Genomic DNA, 18238 nt, shown 5'->3' on the forward strand with positions numbered 1-18238 from the left:
GATCAACGAGGCGCAGGCGTCAGCACCTGCAGCGCGGCCGACACATAGACCAGCGGCGCGTTCCAGTTGATGGCGACCTCATTGGCGGCATAGCTGCAGCCGTGGTCGATATAGGACAGGGCCGGCAAGGCCGACGGGTAGCGCACGGGGCAGTTCTTCTGGTCCTGCTGGCCCGGGTTGGGGCCGCCGACGATGAAGCCGGGCACGGGAGCGTCGACGCCGTCGGCCTCGGAGGGCCGGTGGTGGGGGTGCAGCGGCGAGCGCTGGCCGAAACCGGTCACATAGCTCATGGCCAGCGGGTTGCGGCCCAGCACATAGTCCAGCACCGATTGCGCGGCGTCGAGCCGGCGGCGGTCGTCGTCCAGGCGATAGGCCTGGATCAACATCAGCGCCTGATTCAGCGCATGGGCATTGCTGCCCCAGACGAAGTCGGTCGTCACCTCCATCGTCAGGCGATAGGCCGAGGCCTGCCAGAGCGCCGCGAGCTCATCACCAAAGCCGCGCACGCGGCGCGTGACGAGATCGGCGTCGGCCTTGGAGAGCTGGTCGCGATGCTGGGCCAGGCTGGTCCAGGCCAGGCCGACGACGTCGCCCCAGCCCGGCACACGGATGGGTTGCGACTCCAGCTTCAGCGCGTCTCGGTAGGCGGCTTCACCCGTCGTGATGAACAGCTCGGCGGCCGCCCAGGCGAACTCATCGTCGAGCTTGGCGTCGCCGTACTCGCCGGTGCGCACATCGGGCGGGTTCTTGTAGACGGCCTGTGGATTCGCACGCGCCCATTGCCAGGCGGCGACGGACGCATCGCGCATGCGGGCGGAAAGGCCCGGCCGCTGCGCCTCGAAGGGCTTGAAGACGCGGCTGGCATGGGCCATCACGGCGGCGAAGTCCAGCGCCGCGGCAGTGCTCTTGGCAACGACGTAGCGCGTGCCCTTGGTTTCATGCGGCATCTGGTTGCCGTCGAAGCTCTTGTTGGTGAGCTTGTGATAGACCCCGCCGTCAGCCGGGTCCTGCATGGCCAGCATCCACTCGAGGTTCCACAGCACCTCGTTCAGCACGTCCGGCAGGACGTCGCCGGTCTCGGGGATGTCGATCCGCAGCGCCTTGAACAATGCCGGGAACTGTTCCCAAGCGGCCAGCAGCGTGTAGACGGTGATGCCGGAGTTGACGATGTATTTGTTGTAGTCGCCCGCGTCGTACCAACCCTTGGGCGCGGAGATGCGCGTGCCTTCGGGGCGCTTGTCGCTGGCGGCCGAGGCGTGGACGAGAACCTCGGTGTCGGGGTGGCCGCCGGGCCGGGCCCAGCGGCCGGCGTGGCGAGCCTCGAGCGCGAGTCCCGCACGGTTGAAATAGAAGGCCTTCAGGCTGGCGGCAGTGAGCGCGGCGTAGGCGTCAGGGGCGATGCGGATGCGCGGCGACGTGCTCACGCCGTCCGCTCGCAGCTCGTAGTCGCCGGGGTCCTTCAACGCGGAGAAGTCCGCCAGACGCACCGCCTGGCCGGCCGGCGCCCAGGTCTTCGCCGGCGCCATGCGGCCGCGCAGCACGACCTCGTCGCCGCCCACGCGCACGACGCGGAACTCGTCGCCTGCGCCGGCAGGGAGTGCAGCCCATTTGGCAGCGCCAGGCAGATAGCCCACCTGGTTGACGGCCGCCGCCTGGGCCAGCGCGGCGCTGGCGCCTAGCCACAGGCCGGCCACGGCGAAAAGGCGGAATGAAAGCACGATGGGTCTCATGGAGAAGTCGATTATGACAACGCTGTCAGTCGCAAGACATTGGGGTCAATGCGGGTGAGTGAAGACACCGGGCCGCGCGGCAGCGCGGCCCGGCAGCGGGCCTCACGGGGCCCAGCGCAACTCCTTGCCTTCCGACTGCACCGGGCTGCGGCGGCCGTCGACGTCCAGGCTCCAGTCGCGCAGCGCACCCTCGGCAACGTGGGCCGTGTATTGGCCGCCTTGGCGGGCCACCGTGCCACGCGCGGCGACGCTGCCGTCGACGCCGACGACCGTGAAGGGCGCGCTCTTGCCGTCATCCAGTTCGAACACGCGCAGCACGGTGCCACGCGCGTAGTCGTAGTCGGGCTTCTCGGTCTCGGCACCCCAGGCGATGACGCTGTTGGGCGCGGCATAGACGGGCATGCTCAGGAAGCCATGCACCTCGCGATGCCAGCGCCCCCCGGGCTTCTTCTCGCCACTCAGCAGATGCGTCCAGCTACCGTCCGGCAGATAGACATCCACCTCGCCGTTCTCGGTGAAGACGGGCGCCACGAGCAGGCTCTCGCCGAGCTGGTACTGCCGGTCCAGCGTCGTGCAGGCGGGGTCCTGCGGGTGCTCCATCAGCATGGAGCGCATCAGCGGCACGCCGGTCTCGCTCGCCTCGTGGGCCTTGGCGTAGAGATAGGGCATGAGCTGGTGCTTGAGCCGCGTGAAGACGCGCAGCACGTCGCAGCTTTCTTCGTCGACCAGCCATGGCACTCGGTAGGAGCTGCTGCCGTGCAAGCGGCTGTGCGAGGACATCAAGCCGAACTGGATCCAGCGCTTGTAGACGGCCGGCGGCGGGTTGCCCTCGAAGCCGCCGATGTCATGGCTCCAGAAGGCGAAGCCGCAGGAGGTGAGCGACAGGCCGCCGCGCAGGCTCTCGGCCATGGACTCGAACGTGCTCCAGCAGTCGCCGCCCCAGTGCACTGGGAAGCGCTGGCCCGAGGCATAGGTGGAACGGGCGAAGACGATGGCGTCCTTGCCCTGCACTTCTTCCAGCAGCTCGAACACGGCCTGGTTGTATTGGAGGGCGTAGAGGTTGTGCATCTCGACGGGGTCGGAGCCGTCGAAATAGCTGACACCTTCGCTCGGGATGCGCTCGCCGAAGTCGGTCTTGAAGCAGTCGGCGCCGGTGGCCAGCAGGCGGCGCAGATGGCCTTGGTACCAGGCCTTGGCGGCGGGATTCGTGAAGTCCACGATGGCCATGCCGGGCTGCCACTGGTCGGTCTGGAAGGTCAGGCCGTTCGTTCTCTTGATGAAGTAGCCCTGCTTCACGCCCTCGGCGAACAGCGGCGACTTCTGCGCCACATAGGGGTTGATCCACAAGCTGATCTTCAGCCCCTTGGCATGCAGGCGCTTGAGCATGGCCTCGGGCTCGGGGAAACCGCGGCGGTCCCATTCGAAATCGCACCACTGGAACTCGCGCATCCAGAAGCAGTCGAAGTGGAAGACCGACAGCGGCAGCTCGCGGCGCGCCATCTCGTCGATGAAGTGGGTGGCCGTGGCCTCGTCGTACTGCGTCGTGAACGAGGTCGTCATCCACAGGCCGAAGCTCCAGGCCGGCGGCAGCGGCGATCGGCCTGTCAGCGCTGTCAATCGACCAACGACTTCCTTGGGCGTGGGACCGGCAATGACGCAGTAGTCGAGGCTCTCGCCCTCGCGGCTGAACTGCACGCGCGCCACCTTCTCCGAGCCGACCTCGAAGGACACCGGGCCGGCCTCGTTGACCAGCACGCCATAGCCGCGGTTGGTCAGATAGAAGGGCACGTTCTTGTAGGCCTGCTCGCAGGCCGTGCCGCCGTCCTTGTTGGTGTTCTCGACGATCTGGCCGTTCTTGACCCAGGGCGTGAAGCGCTCGCCCAGGCCGTAGACGTTCTCGCCGACGGCCAGGCTCAGCTGCTCATGCACATGGTTGCCCTTGGCGCCCCATTGGATGTAGCCGAGGCCGCGCCAGTCGCTTTTGGTCAGGATGCGATCGCCTTCGCGGAAGGTGAGGCTCCAACCCTCACCCTTCTTCACGTCAACCGAGATCGCGCCGGAGGTCAGCGTCGCCTTGGTTTCGCCGTCGACGATCTGCACCGGGTGCTGGCCCGCACCGACCATGGGGATGTGCAAGCGCGGCGCCTGGGAGGCTGTGTAGTGCTCGACGCTGACGCGGATGACGCCGGGCAGGGGCGAGCTCAGCGTCACGGTCAGCGTCGGGCCCTGCAGCGTGTCGCCGCGATGCTTGATGGGGCGGGTCGTGGCGAGCACGACCAGGCGGTCTTCGTGGACTTCCAGCGCATAGGCCTCGGCCGCGTAATGCGCGGCGACGCCCGGCTGGAGCATCCACTGTCCGTCAGTGAACTTCATGGCTGTCTCAAACTCCTCAAAGGGGTGGTGCCTGTGTGTGGCGGCGGATGTAGTCCCCGTGGCCAGGCATGCCGCCCACGGTCTGTTGGATGGCCTGGCGCAGACGCGCGAAATGCTGCAGCAGGGCCTGGGGATCGATGTGGTCGACGAAGGGGTCGTGGCTCTCGGGCTGCAGGCCCAGGCCGAGGAAGAGGGACACCCAGGACGGCTCGGCGAAGCCGTCGGGGTCGTAGATGGCGACGCGGGCCGCGCTGCGGAAGAGCTCGATCTGGTGGGCCAGCGAGTCCGGGATCGGCATTGCCGCGCAATAGCGCCACAGCTCGCTGTCGCGCCGGTCCGTCAGCTTGTAGTGCAGCACGATGAAGTCGCGGATGGACTCGTACTGGCGCGCCATCAGCCGGTTGAACTCGGCGGCCAGATGGGGCTTGAAGGCCCTGTCAGGGAAGAACTGGATCAGCCGGCCGACGCCGTCCATGATGAGCTGGATGCTGGTGGACTCCAGCGGCTCCAGGAAGCCCGAGGCCAGGCCGATGGCGACGACGTTCTTGACCCAGCCCGCCTTGCGCCGGCCCGTCGTGAAGCGCAGCTGACGCGGCGTGTCCAGGGCCTTGCTGTCCAGGCCGGCGAGCAGCGTGCTGGCCGCTTCGTCGTCGCTGATGAAGTGGCTGCAGTAGACATGCCCATTGCCCGTGCGGTGCTGCAGCGGGATGCGCCATTGCCAGCCCGCGGCCTTGGCGGTCGAGGTCGTGTAGGGCGTCAGCGGCTCGACGCGCTCGCTCGGCACGGCCTGTGCGCTGTTGCAGGGCAGCAGGGCACTCCAGTCTTCGAAGGGCGACTGCATGGCGCCGCCGATCAGCAGCGCGCGAAAGCCCGAACAGTCGATGAAGAGGTCGCCCTCGATGCGGCGGCCATCGGCCAGCTTGACGGCGGCGACAAAGCCGTCTTCGGGCCGCAGCTCGACATCGACGATCATCCCCTCGATGCGCTGGGCGCCGCGCTGCGTGGCGTACTCGCGCAGATAGGCCGCGTAGAGGCCCGCGTCGAAGTGATAGGCAAAGGAATAGGCATTGGCGGCCGACGGCGCCCCTCCTTCGGGCGGCGTGAAGCGGTTGCTCCGCGCCATCACGGTGGAGGTGGACCAGTCCTCATAGCCCGGCAGCCCATCCGTGATGCGCGACAGACGCAGCCAGTGCTGCCAGGCCGAGCGGTTCTCGATGGCGGGGCCGAAGTCGCCAAAGCCATGGAAGAAGCGGTGGCCGACGCGGCCCCAATCGCGGAACTCGATGCCGAGCTTGAAGCTGCCCTGGGTCTTCTTGACGAAGTCGGCGCCATCCAGGCCCAAGGTGCGGTTGTAGGCGCGGATGGGCGGCAGCGTGGCCTCGCCGACACCGATGGTGCCAATGTCGGGCGACTCCACCAAAACGATCTCGCAAGCGCCCTGCCCCGCCTGCGCGAAGCGCTGGGCCAGCGGCGCGGCGGCCATCCAGCCGGCGGTGCCGCCGCCGACGATGACGATCTTGCGGATGGGGGAATCGGTCATGGCTGTCTCGGGCCAAAGGAATTCTTGTGTGCCTCACCGCGAGTCCGGCGGGCGGCGCGATCTTCGGCGAGGCGGGCCGCATCGCGATAGGGGTCAACACCGTATTTACTTCGTTCGATGGCCGAACTAATATGGCCTCCGAGCCCGTCGAAGCATGGGCAATACCGACAACGACAGGAGACAAATGCAGGCCGAAGCCGCCGGCAGCCAACAGCTGCTCAAGGTCATCAATCGCATGGCGCTGGTCAGGCAGCTCTGCGCCCACCCGGGACTGTCGCGCGCCGACCTGGCCGGCGCCGTCGGCCTGACCAAGTCCACCGTCAGCATGCTGACGCGCGAGCTGATCGCCGAAGGCTGGCTCATCGAGCGCGAGGTCGTCGCTACCGGCGACCTGGGCCGCCGCCCCACGCCTCTCTTCATCGATCCCGACCGCCTGCTGCTGCTCGGCGCCGAAGTCGGCATCGAATCCGTTCGCGTCGTCGCCACCTCGCTGACGGGCGAGGTCAAGGCCTGCACCGTCGCCAACTACGGCGCCAGCCGCACCGCCAAGGCCTGCATCACCAGCTTGGCCGGCGCGCTGATCAAGCTCAGCAAGCAACTGGACGCCAGACAGCAGATCCTCGGCCTCGGCGTCGGCCTGCCCGGCGGTGTCAACGAGGCCCGCGGCCTGCTGCACTTCGCGCCCAACCTCGGCTGGCGCGACATTCCCTTCGGCGCCCTGCTGGCCGACAAGCTGCAGGACACGGCCCTGGCCGGCGTGCCTCTCTTCATACAAAACGAAGCCGATGTCGCGGCCCTGGGCGAGATGGAATTCAATCCCGCGCCGGCGTCCGACCCGCTGCTCTACGTGTCCATCAACCAGGGCCTGGGCGCCGGCGTCATCGTCGGCGACCGCCTGCTGACCGGCAGCCGCGGCTTTGCAGGCGAGGTCGGCCACATGGTGCTGCAGCTGGGCGGCCCGCGCTGCTCCTGCGGCCGCCGCGGCTGCGCCGAAGCGCTGATCGCGACGCGCGCCATGCTGGGCGGCAGCGAAGACGGCACGGCCCTGCGCTCCCTGGCCGAGGTGCGCGCCCATCTGGTGGACGAGGACGCCGAGACGCTGAAAGCCGTCAACTCCGCCGGCCGCTATCTCGGCGTGCTGCTGCAGAACCTCGCCACCGCCTACGACCCGGCCAGCATCGTGCTGGGCGGCTCGGTCGTCGAGCTGGGCGAGCCCTTCCTGAAGCCGGCGCTGGACACCCTGCTGGACTACGCCAACGCCGCCAGCCTGCCGCCGCCCAGCGTGCGCATCTCGATGTTCGGCGCCAATGCCGTCGCCGTGGGTGCCGCAGCACTGGCGCGCTATCGCCTGACTCGCCCGGCCCTGCCGCTGGCCGACAGCGGCGCGGTCGTCGCCGAAACCGAGGAGGCCCACTGATGTTCCTCGGCATCGATCTCGGCACTTCCGAAGTCAAGCTGCTGCTGCTTGACGGGGAAGGCAACATCGTCGGCACGGCCGGCAGCGCACTGGCGCTGTCTTCGCCCGAGCCGCTGTGGTCGGAGCAGGACCCGGCCGACTGGTGGCATGCCACCGAGGCTGCGATCGCCAAGCTGCGCGCCGCCCATCCTGCCGAGTTCGCCGCCATCCGCGGCATCGGCCTGTCGGGCCAGATGCATGGCGCCGTCCTGCTCGATGGCAGCGATGCCGTCCTGCGCCCTGCCATCCTGTGGAACGACGGCCGCAGCCATGTCGAGTGCGAAGCGCTGACGGCCACCGCGCCGCGGCTGCATGGCATCGCCGGCAACCTCGCCATGCCCGGCTTCACGGCGCCCAAACTGTTGTGGATTCGCAAGCACGAGCCCGAGGTGTTCGCCCGCGTAAAGAGCGTGCTGCTGCCCAAGGACTGGCTGCGGCTGCAACTCACGGGCGACAAGGTTTCCGATCCGAGCGACGCCGCCGGCACGCTGTGGCTGGACGTGGGGCGACGCGACTGGTCCGATGAGTTGCTGGCCGCCTGCGGCCTGACGCGCGCGCAGATGCCGCGCCTGGTCGAAGCCAGCGAACCGAGCGGCGTGTTGAAGCCCGAACTCGCCAAGGCCTGGGGCCTGGGCGCCGAAGTCATCGTGGCCGGCGGCGCGGGCGACAACGCGGCCAGCGCCATCGGCATCGGCGCGACCCAGCCCGGCGATGGGTTCATCTCCCTCGGCACCTCGGGCGTGCTCTTTGTCGTCAACGACCGCTACCGCCCCAACCCGGCATCAGCCGTGCATGCCTTCTGCCATGCGCTGCCTCAGCGCTGGCACCAGATGAGCGTGATGCTGTCGGCAGCGAGCTGCCTGCGCTGGTTCTGCACCCTTGTCAGCTCGGACGAGGCCACGCTGCTGGCCGAGCTCGCTTCGTTTTTGCCAAATGACAGCGCAGTCAATGCGCCCATCTTCCTGCCTTACCTCGCCGGTGAGCGCACGCCTCACAACGACCCGTTTGCGCCCGGCGTCTTCCATGGCCTGAAGGCACAGACGACACGGGCCGACTGCACTTATGCCGTCCTCGAAGGCGTCACCTTCGGCCTGGCTGACGGCCTGGATGCGCTGCGCGCTGCAGGCACCCAGGTCCATCAGCTGTCGCTGGTGGGCGGTGGCTCGCGCAGCCACTTCTGGGCCCAGCTGGTCGCCGATGCGCTGAAGGTCGACATCGTGCTGCACACCGGCAGCGAAGCCGGTGGCGCCCTGGGCGCAGCGCGCCTGGGCTGGCTAGCCTGCGGTGGCGACATCGCCACCGTCTGCACCCGGCCGCCCGTCGCCGCCCTCTTCTCTCCCGATCCCCAACGCCATGCCCGCCTGGCCCCGCGCCTGGCGCGCTTCCGTGACCTGTACCAGCGCCTGAGTGGCGCCTGATCCATGAGCTACTTCGAACACATCCCCCACATCCGCTACGAGGGCGCCGACAGCCCCAACGAGCTGGCCTTCAAGCACTACGACAAGGACCGCATCGTCCTGGGCAAGCGCATGGAAGAGCACCTGCGCTTTGCGGCGTGCTACTGGCACAACTTCGTCTGGACCGGTCTCGACCCATTCGGCGGCGCCACCTTCGAGCGCCCCTGGTTCCAGGGCGGCACACCGATGGAACTCGCGAAGGCCAAGGCCGATGCCGCCTTCGAGTTCTTCGCCAAGCTCGGCTTGCCCTACTACTGCTTCCATGACCGCGACGTCGCCCCCGAAGGCGCCACGCCGCGCGAGAGCCACGACAACTTCCTGCGCCTGGTCGACATCCTCGGCGAGAAGCAGCAGGCCACTGGCCTGAAGCTGCTGTGGGGCACGGCCAACCTGTTCAGCCACCGCCGCTTCATGTCGGGCGCGGCCAGCAATCCCGACCCGGCCCTGTTCGCCATGGCGGCCCTGCAGGTGCGCGACGCGATGGACGCGACGCTCAGGCTCGGCGGCGAGAACTATGTGCTCTGGGGCGGCCGCGAAGGCTACGAGACCCTGCTGAACACCCGCCTGGGCCAGGAGATGGACCAGCTCGGCCGCTTCCTCAACATGGTGGTCGAGTACAAGCACAGGATCGGCTTCAAGGGCGCCATCCTCATCGAGCCCAAGCCGCGCGAGCCGTCCAAGCACCAGTACGACTTCGACACGGCGACGGTCTACGGCTTCCTCGTGCGCTACGGCCTCGAGAAGGAAGTCAAGGTCAACATCGAAGCCAACCACGCCACGCTGTCGGGCCACAGCTTCGAGCACGAGATCGCCACGGCCGGCGCCCTGGGCATCCTCGGCAGCCTGGACATGAACCGCGGCGACCCGCAGCTGGGCTGGGACACCGACCAGTTTCCCAACAACGTGCCCGAGACGGCCGTGGCCCTGTACCACGTGCTGCAGGCCGGCGGTCTCGGCAGCGGCGGCCTGAACTTCGACGCCAAGGTGCGCCGCCAATCCATCGATGCGGCCGACCTCTTCCACGGCCATATCGGCGGCATGGACGTCTGCGCCCAGGCCCTGCTGGTCGCTGAAAAAATGATCAACGACGGCCGCCTGCAAGCCGCCGTGGACAGCCGTTATGCCGGCTGGGACACGCCCGCCGGCCAGGACATCCTGCAAGGCCGCCGCTCCTTGGGCGACCTCGCCGACCAGGTGCTCGAGAGCAACACCGACGTTGCGCCCGTGTCGGGCCGCCAGGAAGTCTTCGAGAACCTCGTCAACCGCTTCCGCGGCTGAGCCCCAACGACCAGTTTCACCGCACACCGCCTCAACGCGCCCGGACCGACAACGCTGCCATGACCCGAACCCTCGCTCAGCGCAGCCGATGTTGCTGACGCCCGAATCCCCGCCGAACCAGTAGTCCCACAGAGACAGATCACAACGAGGAGACACCCGTGAAGACACTACAACGCACCGCCGTATCCCTGGCCGCCGCCCAGGCCGCCCTGCTCTGCAGCGGCATGGCCTTGGCGCAGACGCCCCCCGCCCCTGCTGCCGCCGCCTCCGCGCCCGAGGCCAAGACCCAGCAGCCGCAGAAGATCGAGACCGTCACCGTCTCCGGCCGCCGCGCGGCGCTGGAGACGGCGCAGAAGATCAAGCAGAACTCCGACGAGATCGTCGACTCCATCGTCGCCGACGACATCGGCAAGCTGCCCGACCGCTCCGTCACCGAAGTGCTGCAGCGCGTCGTCGGCGTGACCATCGACCGCACCATGGCCAAGGGCGACCCCGAGCACTACTCGGTGGAAGGCAGCAGCGTCAACATCCGCGGCCTGTCCTATGTGCGCTCCGAGGTCAACGGCCGCGACACCTTCTCCGCCAACGGCGGCCGCGCACTGAACTTCGAGGACGTGCCGCCCGAGCTGATGGCCGCGGTGGACGTCTACAAGAACCCGACGGCGGCGCAGATCGAGGGCTCCATCGGCGGCCTGGTCAACCTGCGCACGGCCATGCCCTTCGACTACGCCGGCTTCAAGGGCCACATCACGGCCAGCGGCAACTACAACCAGCTCCAGGGCCGCTTCAGCCCGTCGACTTCGGGCCTGCTGTCCAACCGCTGGAGCACCGACCTGGGCGAGATCGGCCTGCTGCTGAGCTTGGCCCGCAGCAAGAGCACGACGCGCACCGACCTCTGGCAGGTCGAGCCCTATTACAAGATCGACGGCACGCACTGGGCGCCCAAGGGTGCGCAGTGGCGCGACTCCAACTTCGAGCGCAACCGCGACGGCACCTATGCGGCCGCACAGTGGAAGAAGGACAGCGTCAGCAGCACGCTCACCTACTTCCAGTCCAAGTACAAGATGCAGTGGGACGAGAACGCGCTGTTCGCGCAGACCAATCCCTGGAACCTCGTCATCGGCAACGACGCCAAGTACAACAGCAACAACGTCTTCGTCAGCGGCACGCTGACCGCGCCGGCCGACGGCGGCGTCAACTTCGGCGCCGACACGCGCTACATGACGCGCAACTCCAAGACCCGCGACCTGGCCTGGAACCTGGCCTGGAAGGCGAGCGACCGCTGGAGCTTCAGCACCGACCTGCAGCTGGTGAAGTCCGACACCCGCGGCTTCGACTCCACCGTCGCCACCGGCCTGCTGATGCCCAAGGAGAACCTCGACCTGACGGGCTCCACGCCCCGCGTCGTCTTCGATGCGAGCGACCTGGCGGCCCTGCAGAACAAGGCCAACTACTACTGGGCGTTCACGATGGAACACCTGGACCGCAGCAAGGCCGAGCAGAAGGCCTGGCGCGCGGATGGCAAGTTCAACTTCGACCACGCGGTGCTGCAGGACCTGTCCTTCGGCGTGCGCCTGACCGACCGCGACGCGCGCACCACCAAGACGGTGCCGGACTACAACTGGTCGGCCATCACCCAGACCTGGCAACGCGGCTGGGACATCAGCGACGTCGCCTACCTGAGCGACCCGCGCTTCAACGCACCCACCCGCCTGCACCCCTTCAAGAACTTCTTCGGCGGCCAGAGCGTGCCGGCGGTCTATGTGCCCGACGTCTCGCTGGCCAAGGACTATCCGAACAGCTACGTCACGCTGCACAAGTACCACGACATCCGCTGCCAGGAGTTCACGGCCGCCAACGGCTGGGGCAGCGGCTGCGCGGCCTGGGCGCCGGCCAGCTTCGGCACCGACCCGTCCGGCGACAACGAGCAGCACGAGCGCTCGCAGGCGGCCTATGCCCAGCTGCGCTTCGACTTCACGGAGTCCGGCGCGCCCATCGACGGCAACCTGGGTCTGCGCGCCGTGCGCACCGACATGAAGGCCAGCGGCTACACCGTCTTCAACAACAAGGCCGACAAGCCCAACCCGAACCAGACCGTGCGCGGCGTGGCGGTGCCCAACATCGCCAACTTCGCGACGCCGATCAGCGCCGAGCAGAGCTATCTCAACGTGCTGCCCAGCATGAACCTGCGCTTCAAGGCCAGCGATACGCTGCAGTTCCGCGCGGCGCTCGCCAAGGGCGTCTCGCGTCCGGACTTCTCGGACATGCAGGCCTACACGACGATGGACCTGACGACGACCAAGCACACGGAGAACAACGACACCGTGCTGGTCATCGACGCCGTCAATCTGTCGGGCACGGCCAATGGCAATCCGCTGCTCAAGCCCATCAAGTCCACGCAGATGGACCTGACGGCCGAGTGGTATTTCTCCAAGAACGGCTCGCTGACGCTGGCGGTGTTCAACAAGCAGCTGACCGACATCATCGTCAAGCAGTCGGCGACGGTGCAGCTGCGCGACGCCGCCAACAACCCGCTCAACTTCACCGTCACCTCGCCGGTGAACGGCGCCAAGGGCCACGCCCGCGGCTTCGAGATCGCCTTCCAGCGCTACCTCGACATGCTGCCCGGCTGGCTGGCGGGCATCGGCGTGCAGGCCAACTACACCTACGTCGACAGCAAGACCAAGCCCTACAACCCGGTCACCTCGCCCTTCTGCGCCGGCACCAGCACGGGCGCCGAGAACCTCAACCTCAACATCAACGGCTGCGACACCGATGGCCGCACCTTCGGCAACCTGCCGCTGACCAACCTGTCCAAGAACGCCTACAACCTGGCGCTGCTGTATGACTGGGGCCCGGTCTCGGCGCGCGTGGCCTACAGCTGGCGCTCCAAGTACCTGCAGGGCGTCAACGTCAACGGCACCCGCAACGGCGACGGCCGCCTGGCCGATTCCACGTCGGTGGCCTATGCGCTGCCCACCTGGAGCGACGACTACGGGCAGGTTGACGCCGGCATCACCTACCGCTTCAACGACAAGTTCAGCCTCAGCCTGGAAGGGCAGAACCTGAACAACTCGCTGGCGCGCCAGCTGATGCAGCAGAACATCGGCATGATGACCCGCGCCGTCAACTACACCGGCCGCCGCTACACGGTGCAGGCCAGCTACTCTTTCTGAGCGTTGGCAACGCCCGGTGGCCCCGCGGCCATCGGGCTTCTTTCGGAACTCCGATGAAGACGAAACACCTCCTCCTCGCGGCGGCGCTGGCGGGACTGCTCGGCGCGGCCCATGCGGCCGAGCTGCCCCGCCTTGTGACCCAGGACGGCCGCCATGCACTGCTCGTCGATGGCAAGCCCTTCCTCATCCTTGGCGCTCAGGCGCACAACTCCAGCAACTACCCCGGCGCCCTGAAACCGGTGTGGGACGCGGCCCATGACCTGAAGGCCAACACGGTGCTGATGCCGGTGGCCTGGGAGCAGGTGGAGCCGGCGGAGGGCAAGTTCGACTTCAGCTTTGTCGACACCCTCGTCAAGCAGGCTCGCCAGCAGAAGAAGCGCCTGGTCATCCTATGGTTCGCCACCTGGAAAAACACCAGCGCCCAGTACACGCCCGAGTGGGTCAAGCTCAACCCCGAGCGTTTCCCCGCCATGCGGGACCAGGACGGCAAGCCCAGCTACTGCCTCAGCCCCTTCGGTACCGAGACGCTGAAGGCCGACAGACGAGCCTTCGTCGCGCTGATGGGGCATCTGAAGAAGATCGACTCGACCGACCGCACCGTGCTGATGGTGCAGGTCGAGAACGAGGTCGGCACCTATGGCCTGGTGCGCGACTTCGCACCCGCGGCGCAAGCCGCCTTCCAGCAGCCCGTGCCGGCTGCCGTGCTGGCGCGCCAGAAGCCCAAGGCCGCCGCATCGGGCAACTGGCGCGAGGTCTATGGCGACTACGCCGACGAGTATTTCCACGCCTGGGCCATCGCGCGCTACATCGGCGACATCGCCGCCGCCGGCCGTGCCGTCTACGACCTGCCCATGTATGTCAACAACGCGCTGCGCAACCCGCTGGACCAGCCGCCCAAGCCCTGGAACAAGGACTTTGCCAGCGGCGGCCCGACGCATGACGTCATCGACATCTACAAGGCCGCCGCGCCGGCCATCGACATCGTCGCTCCCGACATCTATTCGCCTGAGTCCGCCCAGGTGAATGCCAACCTGGGCCTGTTCGGCCGCGCCGACAACGCGCTGTGGATTCCGGAGATCGGCACCAAGCCGGCCTATGGCCGCTTCCTGTACGCGATGCTGGGCCGCGGCGCCATCGGCGTGTCGCCCTTCGGTGTCGACTACTTCAACTACACCAACCATCCGCTGGGCACGACGGCCACGGACAAGACGCTGGTCGAGCCCTTCGAGCCGGTCTACCGCATGTTCGCGCCCATCCAGCGCCAGTGGGCCCAGTGGGCCTTCGACGGCAAGACCCAGGGCATCGGCGAAGGCGACGACCGCAAGCCCCAGCAGCTCGATTTCCCCGGCTGGACGGCCAGGCTGACCTATCGCCTGGGCCGCTTCGGCGAGGCGGCCTGGGGTGGCGAGTTCGCCAAGCCGACGCCGGGCACCGAGAACCCCAACGGTGGCGTCGCCATGGCCCAGATCGCCCCCGACGAGTTCCTGCTCATTGGCCAGCGCGTGCGCGTGCGCATGGAGGCGGCCGAGGGCACCAAGGGCATGCTGCTGCGCGCCGAGCAAGGCCGCTTCGACGCCCAGGGCCGCTGGGTCATGGAGCGCGTGTGGAACGGCGACCAGGTCGACTACGGCCTGAACCTGCCCGCCGAGCCCGTCATGCTCAAGGTCAAGATGGGCCGCCCGCGCTGAGCCATGCTGCGTCGCCTGCTGCTTTCGTTGACGCTGAGCCTGGCTTCGCCGCTGCACGCGGCCGAGCTGGTGCTGCGCTATGCCCAGCCCGCGCCGGATACGGCCCAGGGTTGGGAGCAGCAGGCCTTGCCCATCGGCAATGGCCGCTTGGGTGCCATGCTGTTTGGCCAGGTCACACGCGACCGGCTGCAGTTCAACGACATCACGCTGTGGACAGGCGATGCCAAGACCATGGGCGCCTATCAGCCCTTTGGCGACGTGGTGCTGGCGCTGGATGACGCGCCAGTGAGCGGCTACCGGCGTGAGCTGGACATCTCTCGTGCAGTGAATCGCCTGAGCTACACCCAGGCCGGCGTGCGCTTCACACGCCAGGCCATCGCCAGCCATTCCGCCCAGCTCATCGCCTGGCGGCTGACGGCCGACCGACCCGGCCGCTACAACGGCCGCATCGCGTTGACCGACCGGCATGGCGCGGCGCTGTCGGCGGCCCACCAGGCGCTGACCGCCGTGGGCTCGCTTCCCAACGGCCTCGCTTACGCCAGCCAGTTGCGCGTGATCAACGAAGGCGGCAACGTCGCCATCGACGGCAACACGCTTGTCTTTCGCGGCTGCAATGCCTTGACCCTCCTGCTTGGCGCCGGCACCAGCTTTGCCGACGGCCAGCCGCCGCTGCCGCGCGTGCAGGCGCAAGTCGCTGCCGCCAAGCCTTGGCCGCAGCTGCTTGCCGATCACGAGCGCGACGTCTCCCGGCTGCTGGGTCGCGTCAGTCTGGACCTCGGCGCCAGCGCGCCCGACCGCCGCGCGCTGATGACGGATGCCCGTCTGGCCGCCTACACAAGAGACGGCGGCGACCCCGAGCTGGAGGCCTTGTACTTCCAGTTCGGCCGCTATCTCCTCGTCTCCAGCTCGCGCGATTCCCTGCCCGCCAATCTGCAGGGCCTGTGGAACGACCATCTGCAGCCGCCCTGGAACAGCGACTACCACTCCAACATCAATCTGCAGATGAACTACTGGCCGGCCGAGGTGACCCACCTCGCCGAAGCCGCGCGGCCGCTGCATCGCTTCGTGCAGCACCTGATTCCCGAGTGGCGCAAGCCTGTCGCCGAGCGGGCCGCCCAGGCGCTCAAGGATGCGACATCGCTTCCGCCTGAAACGCCGCCCTGGGACCACTCGGTCCAGCCCCCCCTTGAGACCTTCTTGACCCAGGACGGCAGACCCACCCGCGGCTGGGCGCTGCGCACCGAGACCAATCCCTTCGGCGCCCAGGGCTATCTCTGGAACATGACGGGCAACGCCTGGTATGCCCGCCACTTCTGGGAGCACTACGCCTTCACCCAGGACAGGGCCTTCCTGCGCAACACCGCCTGGCCCGTGCTGAAGGAGGTCGGCGAGTTCTGGGAGGACAGACTCAGGCGGACGCCCGACGGCAGGCTCGTCGCCCCCAACGGCTGGTCGCCCGAGCATGGCCCCATCCAGGACGGCGTGGCCTACGACCAGCAGATCCTCTGGGATCACTTCGACAACCTGGCGCAGGCCGCGGCTGTGCTCGGCGACAAGGCCGCGCAAGCCAAGGCCGCCAGCATCCGCGATCGCCTAGCCGGCCCGCGCATCGGCAGTTGGGGCCAGTTGCTCGAATGGCAGGACGAGTTGAAGGACCCGCTGCTGGACACGCCGCGCGACACCCACCGCCATGTCTCGCATCTGTTCGCCCTCTTTCCCGGCCGCCAGATCTCGCCGGCGCGCACGCCCGAGCTTTCCGCCGCCGCACGCAAGACACTGGAGGCGCGTGGCGACGTCAGCACCGGCTGGTCCATGGCCTGGAAGATGGCCTATTGGGCGCGGCTGCGCGATGGCGACCATGCCCACCGCCTGCTGCGCGGCCTGCTCGCCACGCCTGGCGCACGCGTCGCGCTGCAGGGCGCCGAAGTGCATCAGGGCGGCACCTATCCCAATCTCTTCGACACCCACCCGCCCTTTCAGATCGACGGCAATTTCGGCGCCACCGCGGCCATCGCCGAGATGCTGCTGCAGTCGCAGGACGGCGTCATGGCCCTGCTGCCCGCCCTGCCCGCCGCATGGGCTGATGGCTCGGTCAAGGGCCTGCGTGCGCGCGGCGGCTTTGTGGTTGACATCGCCTGGGCCAACAGTCGCGTGACGAGCGCCACCGTGCACTCCGTGGCCGGCTCGGGCGGTGGGCGTGTTCGCATCGGCGACCGCATCGTCGAACTGAAGCTCAAGCCCGGCCAGTCACGCACCGTGAAATGAACTGCATGAAGAAGCTCCTCTCCCTGGCCCTGTTCGCCCTGCTGCCGTTCGGTGCGTCAGCCATCGACCTCAAGGGCTGGCAGATCGCCGTCACCGATTTCGAAGGCGAGGCCACGCTCGCCGGCGACCGCGTCACCGTGCCCAAGCCCGCCAACCCGCGCGTGCCCAACAGCCATGTCGCAGCCCGCCGCAATGACGACGGCGCGCTCACGCTGCAGTTCTCCAACAGCTGGATCGCCCAGCTGCGCTGGCAGGGCGGCAAGCCGCTGGACCTGAATCCCTATCTGGCCCAGGGCACCGTCGAGTTCGACCTGAACGTCATCGACCTGGCGAATGGCGGCATCAAGTTCAAGCTCGGCTGTGGCAAGGACTGCGAGCGCAAGATCCCCTATCTCTTCGCCGGCCGCGCGCTGATCGGCAAGGGCAGGCAGCATCTGTCCTTCGCGCTGAAGTGCTTCTGGCGCGAGGGCGACGACTTCAGCGCCGTCGATGGGCCCTTCACGCTGGAAGGCACGGGCAGCGGCGAGGTGCAGATCAGCAAGCTGCGCATCAACAGGCAAGGCAAGGCGACGACGGCCTGCCCCGACTACCGCAAACAGTCCGTCACGCCCCAACGCCTTCAGGAGTCCTGGGCCGTGGACTGGTGGCTGCCGCGCCATGAACAGAAGCTCGCCGAGATCAAGGCCCACCGCGAGGCCGGCCGACGCGTTGACCTCGTCTTCCTCGGCGACTCCATCACGCAAGGCTGGGAGAACGAAGGCAAGGCGGCCTGGGCGGCGCATTTCGCGAAACACAACGCCGTCGCCCTGGGCTTTGGCGGCGACCGCACCGAGAACCTGCTGTGGCGGCTGCAGCAGGGCGAGCTGGACGGCATGAGCCCGAAGGCCATCGTCATGATGATCGGCACCAACAACACCGGCGAGCGGCTGGAAGACCCGGCGCTGACTGTCGCGGGCATCAGGAAGAACCTCGACGAGATCCGCAGCCGCCAGCCCCAGGCCAAGGTGCTGCTGCTGGCCCTGTTCCCGCGCGGCGAGAAGCCCGACGACCTCATGCGCCGGCACAACGCCAGGATCAACGCCTTGCTGCCGGCCCTCGCCGATGGCGGGCAGGTCGTCTTCCTCGACATCGGCCGCGCGCTGACCAACCCGGACGGCACGCTGTCCAAGGACATCCTGCCCGACTGGCTGCACCTCAGCCCGGCCGGCTACGAGATCTGGGCCCGCAGCCTGGACGCTCCCCTGACCTCCCTCATGGCGCCCTGACGGCGCCAGT

10 protein-coding genes are annotated in these 18238 nt (G+C 68.0%); 7 read left to right on the plus strand and 3 right to left on the minus strand.

From position 1 onward, the window contains the following. Positions 1-2: 2 nt before the first annotated feature. From AC07OY_RS20435 to AC07OY_RS20445, 3 genes are all read right to left on the minus strand, one after another. Positions 3-1718 (minus strand): glycoside hydrolase family 9 protein, encoded by a 1716-nt coding sequence (locus AC07OY_RS20435; RefSeq protein WP_495044452.1) that lies wholly within the window; start codon positions 1716-1718, stop codon positions 3-5. Between the two features lie 114 nt (positions 1719-1832). Further along, positions 1833-4103: an alpha-xylosidase gene (yicI, locus tag AC07OY_RS20440; RefSeq protein ID WP_495044453.1), complete on the minus strand. Its 2271-nt coding sequence runs from the start codon at positions 4101-4103 to the stop codon at positions 1833-1835. 16 nt (positions 4104-4119) lie between these two features. Further along, positions 4120-5643 (minus strand): tryptophan halogenase family protein, encoded by a 1524-nt coding sequence (locus AC07OY_RS20445; RefSeq protein ID WP_495044454.1) that lies wholly within the window; start codon positions 5641-5643, stop codon positions 4120-4122. 184 nt (positions 5644-5827) lie between these two features. On the opposite strand from AC07OY_RS20445, the gene AC07OY_RS20450 reads away from it, so the two are divergent. The 7 genes from AC07OY_RS20450 (at position 5828) to AC07OY_RS20480 (ending at position 18228) form a co-directional block, all read left to right on the plus strand. Further along, positions 5828-7060, plus strand: coding sequence for an ROK family protein (locus tag AC07OY_RS20450; protein ID WP_495044455.1), 1233 nt, complete (start codon positions 5828-5830; stop codon positions 7058-7060). Then, on the plus strand, positions 7060-8517 hold the full coding sequence (gene xylB, locus AC07OY_RS20455; protein WP_495044456.1) for a xylulokinase: 1458 nt from the start codon (positions 7060-7062) through the stop codon (positions 8515-8517). Before AC07OY_RS20450 ends, xylB begins: the two co-directional genes overlap by 1 nt. Positions 8518-8520: 3 nt before the next feature. Then, positions 8521-9834, plus strand: coding sequence for a xylose isomerase (xylA, locus tag AC07OY_RS20460; protein ID WP_495044457.1), 1314 nt, complete (start codon positions 8521-8523; stop codon positions 9832-9834). 158 nt (positions 9835-9992) lie between these two features. Then, entirely contained in the window at positions 9993-13010 is a 3018-nt protein-coding gene (locus AC07OY_RS20465; protein ID WP_495044458.1) for a TonB-dependent receptor, read from the plus strand. Positions 13011-13063: 53 nt separating this feature from the next. Further along, positions 13064-14698, plus strand: coding sequence for a DUF5597 domain-containing protein (locus AC07OY_RS20470; RefSeq protein ID WP_495044459.1), 1635 nt, complete (start codon positions 13064-13066; stop codon positions 14696-14698). 3 nt (positions 14699-14701) lie between these two features. Then, positions 14702-16963 carry a glycoside hydrolase family 95 protein gene (locus AC07OY_RS20475; RefSeq protein WP_495044460.1) on the plus strand — a complete coding sequence of 754 codons (2262 nt, stop codon included), beginning with the start codon at positions 14702-14704 and terminating at the stop codon, positions 16961-16963. A gap of 5 nt (positions 16964-16968) precedes the next feature. After that, positions 16969-18228, plus strand: coding sequence for a GDSL-type esterase/lipase family protein (locus AC07OY_RS20480; protein ID WP_495044461.1), 1260 nt, complete (start codon positions 16969-16971; stop codon positions 18226-18228). The last annotated feature ends 10 nt before the right edge of the window (positions 18229-18238 follow it).

This window comes from Roseateles sp. GW821-FHT09H10 (genome assembly GCF_059415865.1).

What these genes read in the sequence shown, in the direction of transcription:
- xylB (WP_495044456.1), top strand. Translation starts at nt 7,060, where the DNA reads ATGTTCCTCGGCATCGATCTCGGCACTTCCGAAGTCAAGCTGCTGCTG.
- AC07OY_RS20475 (WP_495044460.1), top strand. Translation starts at nt 14,702, where the DNA reads ATGCTGCGTCGCCTGCTGCTTTCGTTGACGCTGAGCCTGGCTTCGCCG.
- AC07OY_RS20450 (WP_495044455.1), top strand. Translation starts at nt 5,828, where the DNA reads ATGCAGGCCGAAGCCGCCGGCAGCCAACAGCTGCTCAAGGTCATCAAT.
- yicI (WP_495044453.1), bottom strand. Translation starts at nt 4,103, where the DNA reads ATGAAGTTCACTGACGGACAGTGGATGCTCCAGCCGGGCGTCGCCGCG.
- AC07OY_RS20445 (WP_495044454.1), bottom strand. Translation starts at nt 5,643, where the DNA reads ATGACCGATTCCCCCATCCGCAAGATCGTCATCGTCGGCGGCGGCACC.
- AC07OY_RS20480 (WP_495044461.1), top strand. Translation starts at nt 16,969, where the DNA reads ATGAAGAAGCTCCTCTCCCTGGCCCTGTTCGCCCTGCTGCCGTTCGGT.
- AC07OY_RS20470 (WP_495044459.1), top strand. Translation starts at nt 13,064, where the DNA reads ATGAAGACGAAACACCTCCTCCTCGCGGCGGCGCTGGCGGGACTGCTC.
- xylA (WP_495044457.1), top strand. Translation starts at nt 8,521, where the DNA reads ATGAGCTACTTCGAACACATCCCCCACATCCGCTACGAGGGCGCCGAC.